We start from the raw sequence: 15,180 nt of genomic DNA on the forward strand, positions 1-15,180 counted from the left end.
CCCAGCTCACTGTCCGAGCGCGGCGGCGGTGTTGGTCTGCAGCTGCTGCAGGATGTGCTTCGGGTCGGCGCCGGGCAGCTGCTGGATCTGGGCGTCGAAGTCGGTGAGCACCGGGTCCATCTTCGTGAGCGTCACCGGGCCGTGTGCCGAGTCGGCCCCGGCGAGGAACGCCGCCTGCTGCGGGAACTCCTGCTGGTACTGCGCGCGCGCCGACTGCCGCGAGGGCATCACGCCGAACGTCTTCGCGAACGTCAGCTCCTGGGCCGGCTGCATCAGCGCGTCCACGAGCTGCTTGGCCTGGTCCTGGAACTTGCTCTTCGCCGCGATGCCCCAGCATTGCGTGAACGACAGCGTGCCCGCACCCGCCGGACCGGCCGGCAGCGGCACGACCTGGTACTTCACGTTCGGGTAGTCCTTGGTCATCCCGCCGACCATCCAGTTGCCGTCGATGCTCATCGCGGCCTTGCCCAGGCCGAACGCCTCACCCGAGTCGCCCGCGCCGATCTGCTTCGGGTACTTGGCGACGCCGGAGGCCAGCAGGTCGCGCACGAACGTGAGCCCCTGCAGGTTCTGCGGGGTGTCGGCCGTGGCCTTCTTCTGGTCCGCGTCGAGCGGCCAGCCGCCAGCCTGCACCAGGAACGCGCCGACGCGGTCGCGGGTGTCGTTGAACACGAGGCCCGTGTGCCCGCCGGTGGTCAGCTTCTGCGCGGCGGCTTTGAGCTGGTCCCAGGTCTTCGGGATGTCCTTGTCGGTCAGGCCCGCCGCGGCCCACTGGTCGGTGTTGATCGCCAGCGCCAGCGTGGAGAAGTCCTTGGGGACGCAGTAGAGCTTGCCGTCCTTGGTGAACGTGGTGCGCAGCGTCGGGTAGAGATCGTCCTTGTAGGACACCGAGTCGCCGTAGGGCAGCATCTCGTCGGCGTAGCCCTGGAACTTCGTGGCGTCCACGGCGAACACGTCGGGCGGGCTGCCCGCCGCGAAGCCCTGGCTCAGCTGCTGCGGCAGATCGTTGGCGCCGATCACCTGAACCTTCGAGCCGCCGGAGCCGGCCGCCCACTTCGCGGCCGCGTCCTGCACCGCGGTGAGCTCGGCGCCGCCGCTGGAGGCGATCATCAGCTTGAGCTGGGCGGGACCGGACTGCTGGGTCGCGGGCGCCGTCGAGTCGTCGAAGCCGCCGCCGCACGCGGTGAGCGTGAGCAGCAGGCCGGCAGCGGCGACGGCCGTGCGGGGGACGAGGTGACGCATCGATCCTCCTTGATCGTGCAGATGGTGATGTCAGGTCGTGCGCAGCACGAGCCGGGGGGTGAGCAGGGTCGAGACGGGTTCGGGGCCGGCGGTGCCGCGCAGGGTCGCGCGCAGCTGGCGCACGCATTCGGCGGCGACTTCGGCGATGGGCTGAGCGACGGAGCTCAGGCCGAGCACGGCGGCGGTCGGGGTGTCGTCGAAGCCGATCACCGACGCGTCGGCGCCGGGGCGCAGGCCGCGCTCGCGCAGCTCGCCGACCACGCCGAGCGCGAGGGAGTCGCTGGCGCACACGAACGCGGTGGGCGCGGCAGGCTCGTCGAGCAGCCGGGCGGCGGCCGAGCGCCCGCCCTCCACGCCGTCGAACACGGGAATCTGCGGCCGGTCCGCCAGCCCGGCGGCGGCGAGCCCGGCCTCCCAGCCGGCGCGCCGATCGTCACCGGTCTCGGACCCCGCGGGCCAGCCGACGAACGCGATGCGGCGGTGGCCCTGGCGCACGAGGTGCTCGGTGGCCAGCCGGGTGCCGCGGGCGCCGTCGACGTCGACCCAGCCGTGCGCCTGCTCGTCGCCCCACGGCCGGCCGAAGGTGACGAACGGCAGCTCGCGCTCCTTGAGCCAGCGGGTGCGCAGGTCGTCGTGGTGGGTGTGGGTGAGCACGAAACCGTCGACGCCGACCGACGCGATGAGATCGGCGTACGCACGCGTCTCGGCTTCGTCGTCGGCGGCGGTGAAGAGCATGATCCGGTGGTCGTACTCCTCGGCTGTGGCCGTGAGGGAGTGCAGGAACTGGTCGAGGACCACGCCGCTCACGCCGTTGCCGACCGGGGCGATGCGCATCCCGATGATCTGCGAGCGCGTGGTGCGCAGCTGGCGGGCGGCGGTGTGCGGGCGGTAGCCGAGGCGGTCGATGGCCTCGAGCACGCGTTCACGGGTCTCCGGGCTCACGAGCTCGGGCGAGTTGATCACGTTCGACACGGTCTGGCGCGAGACGGAGGCGGCCTCCGCGACCGAGTTCAGCGTGGCCCGCTGAGCCATCCCGCCTCCTGGTGACCTGGTCCGGCACCTCGATCGAGGTGCAGATTTGAACGTTCAATCTGGCGGCTACTCTGAACGTTGGCCGCTGACCTGTCAAGACTTCAAACCAACTTGACACGAACCCGGTTTGATCGATCCAATCGGGGACACCCGACCCCACCGGAGGACATTTCCATGCAGCCCCTGCTCCACGACCTCGCGATCGCCCTGCACGCCCCGACCGTCGTCCTCTCCGGTCGCGACGGGCAGATCCGCGGCAACGGCACGCAGGGTCTGCTGCACGGTGACCTGCGGTTGGTGAGCGAGGCGGTGGTGACCGTCGACGGGCACGAGCCCGAACCGATCGGCTTCGAGGAGCCGGCGGCGGACCGCGGCACGTTCACGGGGCTGGTGCGCCACCTCGGCAATCCCGGCCCGGACCCGACGGTGTGGCTGCGCCGCCACCGCCGCGTCACGGCGAGCGGGGTGACGGAGGAGCTGGAGCTGGTCTCGTCGGCGGCCGAGGCCGTGGAGTGCGTGGTCGAGCTCGCGCTGGCGGCGGACTTCGCGTCGATCGAGGTGATCAAGTCCGGCGGCTCGGTGGACCCGCTGGCGCCCGAGCGCGTCGACGGCGGCGTGCGGTGGTCGCAAGGACTGGTCAACGCCGTGGTCGCCACCGACGGCGGGACCACTGTGGACGGTGCTCGGGTGCTGGTGAAGTGGCGGGTGCGCGTCGAGGACCGCGTGGTGCTGCACTGGACGCTGACCGCCACGGACCCGGAAGCGCCCTTCGTGCCGGGCTCCGCCGCACGGCTGTCGGCCCCCGTGGTGGAGGCCGACGACCGCCGGTTCACCGCGCTGCTGAACCGTTCGCTCGACGATCTCAACGCGTTGCTGCTGGCCGAGCGCGAGCACCCCGGCGACGTGTTTGCGGGTGCGGGCGCGCCGTGGTTCTTCACCCTCTTCGGCCGCGACAGCCTGTGGGCCGCGCGCCTGGCGTTGCCGCTGTCGCTTTCGCTGGCGGGCGGCACGCTGCGCACACTGGCCCGGGCCCAGGGCGAGCGCCACGACCCGGCGACCGGCGAGGCGCCCGGCAAGATCCTGCACGAACGGCGGCGCACCGGCTTCGAGGTCCACGGCATGTCGTTGCCCGCGCGCTACTACGGCACCGTCGACGCGACCGCTCTGTGGGTCGGCCTGCTCTACGACGCCTGGCGCTGGGGCCTGCCCGAGGCCGAGGTCCGCGCGCTGCTGCCGAACCTGCGCGCCGCGCTGTTCTGGATCACCGGCCTGTCCGACACCGACGGCGACGGCTTCGCCGAGTACCTCGACGAAAGCGGCCGCGGCCTGGCCAACCAGGGCTGGAAGGACTCGGGCGACGCCATCCGCTTCGCCGACGGCACGATCGCCAAGCCGCCCGTCGCGCTGTCCGAGGTGCAGGGCTACCAGTACGAGGCCGCCGTCCGCGCCGCCGAGCTGCTCTCCGCCCTCGGCGAACCGGCCGACGGACTCCTCGAGTGGGCCGAGGCCCTGCGCTCGCGCTTCCGCTCGCGGTTCTGGGTGTCCACTTCGGACGGCCACTTCCCGGCCCTGGCCCTGGACGGCGCCAAACAACCCGTGGATTCCCTGACGAGCAACATCGGGCACCTGCTGGGCACCGGCATCCTGGACCCGGCCGAGAGCTCCTCGATCGGCGAGCTGCTCCTCGGCCCGTCGATGGCCGCCGGCTTCGGCCTGCGCACCATGTCCTCGACCGGCGGCGGATTCTCACCGCTGAGCTACCACTGCGGCTCCGTCTGGCCCCACGACACCGCCGTCGTCGTCCGCGGCCTCCAAGCCTCGGGCCAGTCCTCGCGCGCCGCTTCACTGGGGTTGCAACTCGTCCACGCGGCCGGCGGCTTCGACAACCGCCTGCCGGAGCTGTTCTCGGGCTACGGCTCCGACGAGGTCTCGTCGCCGCTGCCCTACCCCGCGTCCTGCCGCCCCCAGGCCTGGGCGGCCGCATCCGCGGTGACGCTGCTGGTCACCTTCCTGGGCCTGCGCGTCGACGTCCCCGCCGGCGTCGTCACCCTGGACCCACCTCGGCCGAGCCCGGTGGGCGCCCTTCGCGTGACCGACCTGCCCCTGGCCGGCGGCACCCTGGACGTCACCATCGCGGCCGACGGAACGGTGACGGACCTGCGGCTGCCGCCAGGCCTGCGGCTGGGCTGAAGCACGTGAACGCAGGGCAGCCTTGCAGCTGAAGATCTGCAAGCGTGGGTGGCTCTCACAGTACCTGTATCACCAGGGTCTCCCGGACGTCCAGGACGCCTGTGAACCTGTTTGAGTCGGCTTTCGGCCAAACAGAGGAGAAGTAATGGATCCACGGCAGAAGGAACGAATACCCGTCGCGGACAGCCAGTTCACCACTCACGCAGACCTTTTCGATCTGAGTGGGAAATACGCACTTGTCACCGGCGGTACCAGGGGCATCGGGATGATGATTGCGCGCGGCCTTCTGCAGGCGGGCGCCCGCGTCGTCATCAGCTCACGCAACGCAGACGCGTGCGCGGAGGCACAGCGTCTGCTGTCCGAATTCGGCGACGTTCAAGCAATCCCCGCCGACCTGTCCAGGTACGACGAGTGTCAGCGCCTCGCTGATCTTGTCAAGGTCGACTCGGAACGCCTGGATATCCTCGTCAACAACGCGGGAGCGATGTGGCGCGAGCCGCTGGAGACGTTCCCGGCCGAGGCCTGGGACGCAGTGGTCGATCTCAACCTCAAGTCGCCGTTCTGGCTGGTGCAGGCGCTGCTCCCCGCACTTCGCAGGGCGGGTACCGCCGACGATCCCGCGCGGATCGTCAACATCGGCAGTATCGCCGCCATCCACGTCGCCGAGTCGCCCAACTACTCGTACGCCAGTAGCAAAGCGGCACTCCACCAACTCACCAGAGTGCTTGCCAGAGAACTGGGCCCACAGCACATCACGGTGAACGCGGTAGCCCCAGGACCGTTCCCGTCGCAGATGATGGCGGCCACGCTCGAGGCCATCGGCGACGCGATCGCGGCGAAGGCTCCGCTGCGCCGTCTCGGCCGCGACGACGACATGGCAGGTATCGCGGTGTTCCTCGCCAGCCGGGCCGGCTCTTACCTCACGGGCACCGTCATCCCGATCGACGGCGGCATCGCCACGACCGCAACAGGTACCTAGTACGGCAACGGCAGTCAGGTGAGTGGGTAGCCACGTCGTTTGGCGTGGCTGAGGCGGGCTTGGTGTTGTCGTCGGCGCCCGAAGCGGGGCCACGCCCCGACGTGGTCGACAGCGTCGGTGACACGCAGGATCAGTGTGGTGAGCATCGCGGCCAGGGCCGGCAGGCGTGAGCGGCGGCCCGTATCAGCTGAGTGCTTGAGTCTCGGTCGCCAGTTGCTCCTGGCCGGCTGCCCACGACGCCAAGACGGCCAGACCGTCCGCGGTCGCCGTGCCGGCGGGCGCGGTGTAGACGTTCAGGAGCAGGCCGGGTTCGGCCGGCAGCTCCATCGACTCGACGTCCAGCTCGAGCCGGCCCACCACCGGATGGTGCACACGCTTGCGTCCGGACCGGTGGAGCCGAACGTCCTGAGATGCCCACCGCTGCCGAAACAGTTCACTGCGTGTCGACAACTCACCGACGAGGGCGATCAGTTCCTCGTCGCGCGGATTGCGGCCGGCTTCCATGCGCAGCTTCGCGGCCACATCGCAGGCGATTCGGTCGTAGTCGACGAAGAACGTTTTCGCCGCCTCGGGATCCAGATACAGAAACCGCGCGGTGTTCGCCGGTCGTCGGGCGTCGGCCAGCACCGGCGAATACAGCGCGCGGGCCAGTCGATTCATGGCCAGCACGTCATAACGGCCGTTGCAAATCCACGCCGGCGCATCGGTGATGGCCGCGAGCACCTGCTGAAGCGCCGGACGCACCGCCACGGCGGGTCGCCGGCGGCGTGGACCGCCGGGCGCCCTGGACTGCCGCGCAAGGTGGAACAGGTGATCGCGCTCGGCCTCGTCGAGTTGCAGGGCCGCGGCCAACGCGTCGAGCACCCCGTCGGAGGCGCCGGCGAGGCCGCCGCGCTCCATGCGCACGTAGTAGTCGACCGATACCCCTGCCAGCAGAGCGACCTCTTCGCGACGCAGCCCTTTGACTCGGCGATTGCCGCCGTAGGCGGGCAGTCCGGCCCGCTCGGGCGCGATCCGCGCGCGACGCGAGCTCAGAAACTCCTTGATCTCGGTGCGCAGATCGATCGTGGCCACCCCTTCACCGTAGGCCGTGTCCGCAGGCGAAGGGAGGTACTGCCGGTACCCCCGACGGCTGCGCACCCCCTCAAACGCGGCATGCGCCCAGCCCACATCATCAGCAAACCCGCCGCGCGCATGCGCCAGTCGAGTGCCGATCGACCGGTCGGGCTAGCTCGGTTCTCGATGGGTGACTCGGGTCTCACCGGGTGAGGATCGCCCGCTCCACGACCGTCCACGTCGTGGTCGTCAGCAGGTACAGCGAGGCGGCCAAGGGAACAAAAGCGGTGACCGCGACTGTTCCATAAGGCAGGAGGCGCAGGATTCGAGCGCCGGGGGCCGTGAGGTCGCGCCGGCGGTCCTGCCGGCGGACGGAGAACCACGCCACCACGGCGAGCAGGCCGGCCACCACGAACACGACCGGTGCCGCCGCGAGGCCGTGGGCGCCGAGGGTGATGCCGAACAGCGTGCTGCCGAGCAGGGCGTTGGGTGCGCCGGAGATCACGGCCGTGCTGAAGAGGTGGTACATCACCCAGAAGAACGGCAGCTGCGCGAGCATCGGCAGGCATCCCACGAACATCGAGGTGCCCGACTCCTGCTGCAGTTTCGCCATCTCCGCTGCGAGCTTTTCGCGGTTCTTGCCGTGCTTCTCCTGCAGCTTGCGAATTTCGGGGGCCAACGCGGTGCGGGCCCGCTGACCGTGCGCCGCGGCCCGGGCGAACGGCACGAGCAGCAGCCGTACGGCGACGGTGAACAGCACGATCGCCGCGGCGGCCGCGAACGAGCCGGTGAGCGGTTCGGTCGCCGAGGCGAGCCAGTCGACGAGGTGGTACGCGCCGGCGACAGGCACGTCGAAGATTTCGGGCATGACAGCACTCCAGGGGAAAGTCGTTTCAGGGCAAGCGGAACCGGCTGCGGACCGTCCTGATCGGACTGACTGGAAAGGGCTACGCAGCCGGGGAGTGCCACCCGGGTGCGCGGGGCCGGCTTCGGCCCGGGGCGCCGGGATCGCGTAGCCGCAGGAAAGCGGCGCGACGGGCGCGCTGGTTCAGGGCGGTGCGGCGAGCGCGGACCGGGACGGTCCACGCGGCCAGCTCACCGCGGTTGGCGTTGCCGACGACCAGGACCACGAGCAGGCTCGCGGCCACCACGGAGGCGAACGCGAGGATTGCCGCCGGGCCGGCTTGGCCGAAGATGTGCACGGCAGGGAACGCCAGGTGCAGCAGCGTGTGCAAGGTGACGCCCCCTTTCTCCGTCGCCGCGATTGTAGCCGGTTGTGGTCCTCGCCGCCGTTGCGCTATGCTCGCCTCGATCCCCATGGATGCCGGCCCGGCCGCCCGGGGGAGTTCTCAACTTTCACGAAAGCTGCGTCGCCTCGATGTGGCGTTCGCTCGTTTCGCGATCTCACCAAGAATCGCTTTTCATCCTTCAAGGAGTCAAAACCATGTCATACCAAGGAATTCTCGACATCCACGGCAAGACCGCCACCCTCGGCTACACGCCGGGCGGTCCGTCCGTCCCCTTTGGACTGATCCGCAAGCACAACCTGCGGCGCGGCGACGAGATCGTCGTCGACGGCGAGCAGGTCGTCTCGGTCAACGGGGCCCCTCCGGCGCCCAACCGCCCGGAGTTCGAACGGCTCACGCCGGTGCACCCCGACCAGCGGCTCGTCCTCGAAACCACCCGCCACCAGCTCACGACTCGCGTGCTCGACCTCGTCGCGCCCGTCGGGAAGGGGCAGCGCGCACTGATCGTGGCGCAGCCCCGGACCGGGAAAACGTCGGTGCTGCAGGCGATCGCGCAAGCGGTGGCGGTGAACCACCCCGACGTGCACCTCATGGTGCTGCTCGCCGACGAGCGGCCCGAGGAGGTCACGGACATGCAGCGGTCGGTGCGCGGTGAGGTCGTCTCTTCGACGTTCGACCGCAAGCCGTCCGAGCACGTGGCCGTGGCCGAGCTGGCCGTCGAGCGCGCCAAGCGGCTCGTGGAAAGCGGCCGCGACGTCGTGCTGCTGCTCGATTCGCTCACCCGCCTCGGTCGCGCCTACAACCTCGCCGCCCGCCCGTCGGGCCGCGTCCTCTCGGGCGGTGTCGACGCCGGCGCGCTGCACCCGATGAAGAAGATCCTCGGCGCCGCGCGCAACATCGAAGGCGGCGGTTCGCTCACGATCATCGCCACGGCGCTGGTCGGCACCGGCTCGCTCGCCGACACCGTGTTCTTCGAGGAGCTCAAGAGCACCGGCAACTCCGAGCTGCGCCTGGACCGCCTGCTGGCCGACAACCGCGTGTTCCCCGCCGTGGAGCTCTTCGGCTCCGGCACCCGCCGCGACGAGCTGCTCGTCCCGGCGGCTGAACTCCAGGTCATGAACGAGGTCCGCCGCGCCCTGTCCGGCCAGGACCCCAAGCGCGCCACCGAGCAGTTCCTGGACCAGGTCCGCACCACGAAGTCCAACGCCGAGTTCATCGCCCGCGTCGCGGCATCGCTCGGCACGCCGGCCGCGCTCGCCGCGTGAGCGGGGGCCTCACCCCGGAACCGTCACCAGCCACCGGTCCGACCGCCGGCGCAGGTAGAACAGCCAGTACGCGCCCGAAACCACGAGCACCGCGGCCGTGATGCCCAGGTCCAGTGCGGTCTGCTCGACGAGCACGTACCCCAGCGCCAGCACCACGACCGCCGGGATCACGGGCCAGCCCGGCATCCGCCAGACGTGCGGGCCGCGGTGGGCGGCGCGGCGGGCGGCGAGCACGGTGATCGCGATGGCCAGGTAGAGCGCGACCACCGCGACACCCGTGACGCCGCTCAGCGTCTCGACCGGCACGAAACACAGCACGGCCTCCGACAGGCCCACCACGAGCGTCGCGGCCCACGGCGAGCCGAAGCGGGAGCCGACCACGCTCAGGGCGCGGTTCACCGGGTCAGGCCAGGCGCGGTCGCGGCCCGACGCGTAGAGCACGCGTGAGTTCTGGATGACCATCACGATCACCGCGTTGACGATCGCGGCGGCGATGCAGAGGCTGATGATCGTGCCGAGCGTCGAGCCACTCCAGCTCACGACCAGGGCGGTGAGGTCGACCTCGCCCAGGGAGCCGGTGTCGGCGAGCGTGATGGCGACGACCGGCACCAGGATGACGAGCGCGCTGATGCCGAGTGTCCACAGGACCGTGCGCGAGACTGTCCGATGTGGCTCACGCATTTCCTCTGCCAGGTACACGGCCGTCGAAAACCCTTGCACCACAAAGAGAGCCACGGCGAGCCCGGCGATCACCGTGACGAGCCCGACGCCGCTCACGCCGTTGAGGCTCGGGCGCAGCAGCACCGCAGGCGAGCGGTCGGCGTGCGCGAACCCGAGCACCGACACGACCACCACGGCGATGAGCTCGATGGCCAGGAAGACGCCGGTGATCCACGCGTTGGAACGCAGGTTCGCCAGCCCCATCACGGTCGACGCCAGCATCACCGCGGCGCCTGCCAGCGACGGGTCGAGGTGCACGATCGGGGCGAGGTAGTCGGCCACGCCGATCGCGATGATCGGCGGCACGACCAGGATCACGATGAACGACAGCACGAACGTGATCCAGCCGGCGAAGCGGTTGAGCACCGTGGTGACCATGGCGTACTCGCCGCCCGCGCTGGGCACGAGCGTGCCGAGCTCCGAGTAGCAGAACGCGATGCCCACGCACAGCAGCACGGCCAGCGCGATGGCCGGCGCCGTGCCGGTTCCGAGGTCGGCGAACAGCGGCGGCACGAGCACGAACAACGACGACGCGGGCGTCACGCAGCTCAGCGTCAGCAGCGTTCCGCCCGTGACGCCGATGGAACGCGTCAGCGTGCGGGGCGCTGCGGTGCCTGTCGTGGTGGTCTCGGCGAGAGCCGGATTAGGGGGCATTGAGGCGATGTCCCTCCGTCGGCGGCGCGATGTTTCGACGGATGGAACAGCACTGATTCGGTGTTGTCAACGGCACCAAGACGACTAAATCCGTCGCCTGTCGCACTGTGGACAGTCGCGTTCAGTGGCCTGCGCGCTGGCTTGCCGGGCCTCGGGCGGGTCGGGGATGATCCCGGGGGTGACCAGCCAGGAACCGAACCACCCCCGGCCCGCGCCGCCGGTGATCGACGACATCTCGAAGAAGATCATCGCCCAGCTCCAGGAGGACGGCCGCCGCGCCTACGCGACCATCGGCAAGGCCGTCGGGCTCTCCGAGGCCGCGGTGCGCCAGCGCGTGCAGCGCCTGTCCGACTCCGGGGTGATCCAGATCGTCGCGGTCTCGGATCCCTTGCAGGTAGGGCTTTTGCGCCAGGCCATGGTGGCGATCACCGTCGACGGCCCCCTCGAACCCGTGGCGGACGCCCTCGCGGAGATGACGGAAATCGACTACGTCGTCCTCTGCGCCGGCCGCTTCGACGTGCTGTGCGAAGCCGTCTGCGCCGACGACGAGGCCCTGCTGGACTTGATCTCCAACCGCATCCGCACGCTCCCGGGCGTCCGCACCGCGGAGACGCTCGTGTACCTGAAGCTGCGCAAGCAGTCGTACCAGTGGGGCACCCGCTGATCCTCGGACGACTAAATCCGAAGGTGTGACGTTCTGGATGGCCTAGAATTAGTTGAGGTTACTCCATACGGCGACTGATCCGCTTGCGTCGGATGATCGGCTCGTGCGATAACGAAGAGGTCCGGCCGGTTCGCGCCGCCATGCGTGCCCGGCACTTCGAGGCCCGCTTGCGAGGAGCCATGACCACCACTGCCGACCCCAACGCCACTGCCGCGACCGGCCTGGCCGAGTCCGCGCGCGACAACCTCTGGCTGCACTTCACACGCCACTCGGGCTTCGAAGCCTCCGAGGTCCCCGTGATCGTGCGCGGGGAAGGTGTGTACATCTGGGACTCGCGGGGGAAGCGTTACCTCGACGGACTTGCCGGTCTGTTCGCCGTGCAGGTCGGTCACGGTCGTGACGAGCTCGCGGAGGCGGCGGCTCGGCAGACGAAGCAGCTGGCGTATTTCCCGTTGTGGGGGCACGCCCACCCGCCGGCCATCGAGTTGGCCGAGCGTCTCACGGCTGCTGCTCCCGGGGATTTGAACCGGGTCTTCTTCACGGTCAGTGGCGGCGAGTCGGTGGAGACGGCTTGGAAGCTGGCCAAGCAGTACTTCAAGATCGTCGGCAAGCCGACCAAGCACAAGGTGATCAGCCGCGCGCTCGCTTACCACGGGACTTCCCAGGGGGCGCTGTCCATCACCGGGATTCCTGGCGCGAAGGCGGATTTCGAGCCGCTCGTGCCGAGTTCGTTGCGAGTGCCGAACACGAACTTCTACCGTGCGCCTGAGCATGCCGATGACTACGAGGCTTATGGCCGGTGGGCCGCTGATCAGATCGAGCAGGCGATCGAGTTCGAGGGCGCGGACACGGTTGCCGCGGTGTTTCTGGAGCCGGTGCAGAACACTGGTGGGTGTTTTGTTCCGCCGCCCGGGTATTTCGAACGGGTGCGGGAGATCTGCGACCGGCATGATGTGTTGCTGGTTTCGGATGAGGTGATTTGCGCGTTCGGCCGGGTTGGGTATGATTTCGCGGCCAAGCGGTACGGGTATCAGCCGGACATCATCACGACGGCCAAGGGGCTTACGTCCGGTTATGCTCCGCTGGGGGCGGTACTGGCGAGTGATCGGCTGATGGAGCCGTTTGAGCACGGGTCGACCACGTTCATGCACGGGTCTACTTATGGTGGACATCCGGTTTCTTGTGCCGTTGCGTTGGCCAACCTGGACTTGATCGAACGTGAGGGCATTTACGGCCACGTCCTCGCTCAGGAATCGGCTTTCCGCTCCACCCTTGATCGGCTGCTGGATCTCCCCATTGTCGGCGACGTCCGAGGTGCCGGGTTCTTCTACGGGATCGAACTGGTGAAGGACAAGGCCACGAAGGAAACCTTCACCTCGGAGGAATCCGAACGAGTCCTCCGTGGGTACCTCTCGGACGCCCTCTTCGAAGCCGGCCTGTACTGCCGGGCGGACGACCGCGCCGAGCCGGTGATCCAGCTTTCTCCGCCGCTCATTTGCGGACAGAAGGAATTCGACGAGATGGAACAGATCCTCCGCGATACGCTCACGGGAGCGTGGAAGCTTCTTTAAGCCCTGCCATCTGGGCGCATTGCGCCTTTCAGGCGGGTGCCCTTCGGGCAAAAAGACAAAAACACTATGTGCTCCCGAATTTCGATTGTCACAACGGTTCGGACTGCTTGTCAAGGCTGGAAAGAGTACCTTGACAAGCAGTCCGAACCGTGTCGTCACCTTTTATCGGGGGCCGGCCGGGGGAAGGTCGGGGAGGGGTTGGGGAGATCTTGGGTTGGGTTGCCGGCTGGCTGTTGGGTGGGTGGTGGTGTGTTGCGTGTGGTGAGGGGTTGGGGGGTGGTGTGTTGCGGCGGTTCGAGGGCGAGCTGGTGAGAGGCTGTGCGTGGTGGGGTGAATCCGCCGATAGTGTAGGCCGATCGGGCTGCGCCATACCGCGGAAACGGACATTAGCGACAACGCCCAGCCTGGTGGCCGGACCTTCACTACGCTTCCCCGTGTTCACTCACGAAACGGAGGAAGCCGCGTGGCGGGATGGGCCGATCTGGTCGCGTTCATGAGGCAGGAGTACCGGGTGATCCGGGAGGAGCCCGACGAGGTGCGGATTCGCATGGCGTTCGGGGAGGATGCGGAGACGACCGGGCGGGCGCAGGTGGTGGTGGTCGCGCATGAGGTCTTCGACAAGAAGGAAGACTGGGTGCAGATCGCGACGCCGTTCGCGCGGGTGGACGAGGTGGATCTGCTCGACGTGCTGACCGAGGTGGGGCACACGCTCGTGGTCGGGGGGATCGTGGTGATGGGGGAGCACGTGGTGCTGCGGCATTCGTTGCCGTTGGTGAACCTCGACATCAACGAGTTCACCGACCCGCTGGAGCTGGTGGCCGGGTCGGCGGAGTTGCTGGAGCAGCAGTTCACCGGGCGGGACGATTACTGACCTGTGACGCGAGAAGGGCCTCCCGGCGAAACCTGGGAGGCCCTTCGTCGGTCAGTAGGTGGGTCCGTCCATTCGGGACTTCGAGGTGCCGGGAGTCACGGCGGCGCAGTGGGTTCCCTTGGGCGGGAGGGTGCCGTCGATGAGGAACTTGTCTGTGGTGGACACGATGCAGTCGCTGTTCTTGAAGTAGGCGCCGTGGCCCCAGCCGTCGTAGGTCAGGAGGGGCGCGCCGGTCTGGCGGGAGACGTGCTGGGCCCAGGAGTAGGGCGTGGCGGGGTCGTAGCGGCTGTTCAGGAGCAGCACGGGCAGGTTGCCCAGGAAGCCGGGTGCGCGCTGCGGGTCGCGGACGGTGCCGGGCCAGCCGAGGCAGCCGTTGGCGGAAGTCCAGGCCAGGGGGGAGAACCGGATGTCGGGGGCGATGGCGCCCAGCGAGCGGCGGAAGGTCTCGAGTTCGCCGTAGCCGCTGACGGGCAGGCGCCAGTCGGAGCAGAAGATGCTGCTGAACGCGGTGGGCACGGTGATGTCGCCGAACGCGGACTCGGCGGGTTTGCCGTCGCGCAGGTTCACCATGCTGGTGGCGAGGCCGGACCAGTCGGGGCCGTAGAAGGCGTGGGTGATCATGCCCATCAGCGCGACCGGGTCGAGGGGGTCGTCGGGGGTGCCGAGGGTGCCGTGTTCGGCGCGGGAGTAGAGCTGGGCCATGACCGAGCGCACGTCCTGGCCGTGCAGGGCGCAGGACGCGGTGGTGGCGCACCAGTGCGCGAACTGGCCGAACATCTCCTGCGTCGCGCGAGTCTGTGAGCTCAGGAACTCCCAGGTGCTGCGCACGGAGTGGTCCATCGTCCCGTCGAGCACCAGCGCGCGGACGCGGTCGGGGTAGGCCTCGGCGTACTCCTGGCCCATGAGCGTGCCGTAGGAGGTGCCGTAGTACGTCAGCTTGCTTTCGCCGAGCGCGGCGCGGATGGCGTCGATGTCGTGGGCGACGCTCGTGGTGTCGACGTGTGAGGCGAGCGGTCCGGTGGTCTTCGCGCAGCTCGTGCCGAGGGCTTGGTTGCGGGCGGTGAGCTGGCGGAATTCGGCGACGTTCTTCGGTAGTTGCGGGTTCGGGGCCGTGACCTCGGTGAGGCCGCAGCGCACGGGGCTGCTCTGCCCGACGCCGCGCGGGTCGAAGCCCACGGTGTCGAAGCGGGCGGTGATGGCGGGCGACAGGGTCCAGCCGTCCTGCACCTCGCCCGCGCCCGCGCCGCCGGGGCCGCCGGGGTCCATGAGGATGGAGCCGATGCGGTGCGCGGGGTCCGTGGCTTTGCGCCGGGCGAGGGTGAGCTGGATCGTGCCGTCACCCGGATGGGCCCAGTCGATCGGGACGGTGACGGTGCCGCAGTCGACGCCGGCGGCGGTGGGGCACGGTTTCCAGTCGACGGTCTCGCGCGCGGCGCCGGCCGGGGCGGCGAGCAGGGCCGCGAGTGTGGTGGCCGTCGCGGTGACGACGGTCAGCTTCCTGCCCAGGGCCATGCGTCACGCCTTCCGGTGGTGAAGATCAACCGTTCGGGCGTGGATCTTGCCAGAAGAACGCGTTCCCGGCCTGGCGAGAGCGGGGCGCCGTCTGATGTGGACTTCCTGGAAACAGAATGGAGTTCGGTGGCTGCTGTCGTACGTCCGGGCTAATCCGGTGGTCGCCACCGGTCAAAA

The 15,180-nt window shown here is 69.2% G+C and carries 13 protein-coding genes; 6 read left to right on the top strand and 7 right to left on the bottom strand.

Annotated elements, in window-relative coordinates:
• Window positions 1-6: 6 nt before the first annotated feature.
• Window positions 7-1,242 carry an extracellular solute-binding protein gene (locus ACFY1H_RS15990; RefSeq protein ID WP_386947116.1) on the bottom strand — a complete coding sequence of 412 codons (1,236 nt, stop codon included), beginning with the start codon at window positions 1,240-1,242 and terminating at the stop codon, window positions 7-9.
• Between the two features lie 30 nt (window positions 1,243-1,272).
• Entirely contained in the window at window positions 1,273-2,274 is a 1,002-nt protein-coding gene (locus ACFY1H_RS15995) for a LacI family DNA-binding transcriptional regulator (RefSeq protein ID WP_366583062.1), read from the bottom strand.
• A gap of 174 nt (window positions 2,275-2,448) precedes the next feature.
• On the opposite strand from ACFY1H_RS15995, the gene ACFY1H_RS16000 reads away from it, so the two are divergent.
• Together ACFY1H_RS16000 and ACFY1H_RS16005 are read left to right on the top strand one after the other, a co-directional pair.
• Window positions 2,449-4,464, top strand: coding sequence for a glycogen debranching N-terminal domain-containing protein (locus tag ACFY1H_RS16000; protein ID WP_386947118.1), 2,016 nt, complete (start codon window positions 2,449-2,451; stop codon window positions 4,462-4,464).
• A 145-nt stretch (window positions 4,465-4,609) separates the two neighbouring features.
• Window positions 4,610-5,443 (top strand): SDR family oxidoreductase, encoded by an 834-nt coding sequence (locus ACFY1H_RS16005; protein ID WP_386947120.1) that lies wholly within the window; start codon window positions 4,610-4,612, stop codon window positions 5,441-5,443.
• A gap of 183 nt (window positions 5,444-5,626) precedes the next feature.
• Here ACFY1H_RS16005 and ACFY1H_RS16010 read toward each other — a convergent pair whose 3' ends face one another.
• The 3 genes from ACFY1H_RS16010 to ACFY1H_RS16020 form a co-directional block, all read right to left on the bottom strand.
• Entirely contained in the window at window positions 5,627-6,517 is an 891-nt protein-coding gene (locus tag ACFY1H_RS16010) for a helix-turn-helix domain-containing protein (RefSeq protein ID WP_386947122.1), read from the bottom strand.
• A 184-nt stretch (window positions 6,518-6,701) separates the two neighbouring features.
• Window positions 6,702-7,367, bottom strand: a complete 666-nt coding sequence (locus ACFY1H_RS16015; RefSeq protein WP_386947123.1) for a YidC/Oxa1 family membrane protein insertase — start codon at window positions 7,365-7,367, stop codon at window positions 6,702-6,704.
• A gap of 79 nt (window positions 7,368-7,446) precedes the next feature.
• Complete coding sequence (locus ACFY1H_RS16020; protein WP_366583067.1) at window positions 7,447-7,734, bottom strand: DUF6412 domain-containing protein; 288 nt, start codon at window positions 7,732-7,734, stop codon at window positions 7,447-7,449.
• A 209-nt stretch (window positions 7,735-7,943) separates the two neighbouring features.
• Here ACFY1H_RS16020 and rho point away from each other — a divergent pair, with 209 nt between their 5' ends.
• On the top strand, window positions 7,944-9,011 hold the full coding sequence (gene rho, locus ACFY1H_RS16025; protein ID WP_386947124.1) for a transcription termination factor Rho: 1,068 nt from the start codon (window positions 7,944-7,946) through the stop codon (window positions 9,009-9,011).
• 9 nt (window positions 9,012-9,020) lie between these two features.
• On the opposite strand, the gene ACFY1H_RS16030 is transcribed toward rho, so the two are convergent.
• Window positions 9,021-10,385: an APC family permease gene (locus ACFY1H_RS16030; protein ID WP_366583069.1), complete on the bottom strand. Its 1,365-nt coding sequence runs from the start codon at window positions 10,383-10,385 to the stop codon at window positions 9,021-9,023.
• A 166-nt stretch (window positions 10,386-10,551) separates the two neighbouring features.
• On the opposite strand from ACFY1H_RS16030, the gene ACFY1H_RS16035 reads away from it, so the two are divergent.
• The 3 genes from ACFY1H_RS16035 to ACFY1H_RS16045 all read left to right on the top strand — a co-directional run bounded on the left by ACFY1H_RS16035 (window position 10,552) and on the right by ACFY1H_RS16045 (window position 13,491).
• The gene (locus ACFY1H_RS16035; RefSeq protein ID WP_366583070.1) at window positions 10,552-11,049 is read left to right on the top strand and encodes an Lrp/AsnC family transcriptional regulator; all 498 of its coding nucleotides are present in this window, start codon (window positions 10,552-10,554) and stop codon (window positions 11,047-11,049) included.
• Between the two features lie 179 nt (window positions 11,050-11,228).
• The gene (locus tag ACFY1H_RS16040) at window positions 11,229-12,620 is read left to right on the top strand and encodes an aspartate aminotransferase family protein (protein ID WP_386947126.1); all 1,392 of its coding nucleotides are present in this window, start codon (window positions 11,229-11,231) and stop codon (window positions 12,618-12,620) included.
• Window positions 12,621-13,083: 463 nt separating this feature from the next.
• Window positions 13,084-13,491 carry a YbjN domain-containing protein gene (locus tag ACFY1H_RS16045; RefSeq protein ID WP_220243591.1) on the top strand — a complete coding sequence of 136 codons (408 nt, stop codon included), beginning with the start codon at window positions 13,084-13,086 and terminating at the stop codon, window positions 13,489-13,491.
• 51 nt (window positions 13,492-13,542) lie between these two features.
• On the opposite strand, the gene ACFY1H_RS16050 is transcribed toward ACFY1H_RS16045, so the two are convergent.
• Entirely contained in the window at window positions 13,543-15,003 is a 1,461-nt protein-coding gene (locus ACFY1H_RS16050; protein ID WP_386947128.1) for an alpha/beta hydrolase, read from the bottom strand.
• Window positions 15,004-15,180: the final 177 nt, after the last annotated feature.

This window comes from Amycolatopsis sp. NPDC001319, from assembly GCF_042896185.1.
Classification (GTDB): Bacteria; Actinomycetota; Actinomycetes; order Mycobacteriales; family Pseudonocardiaceae; genus Amycolatopsis.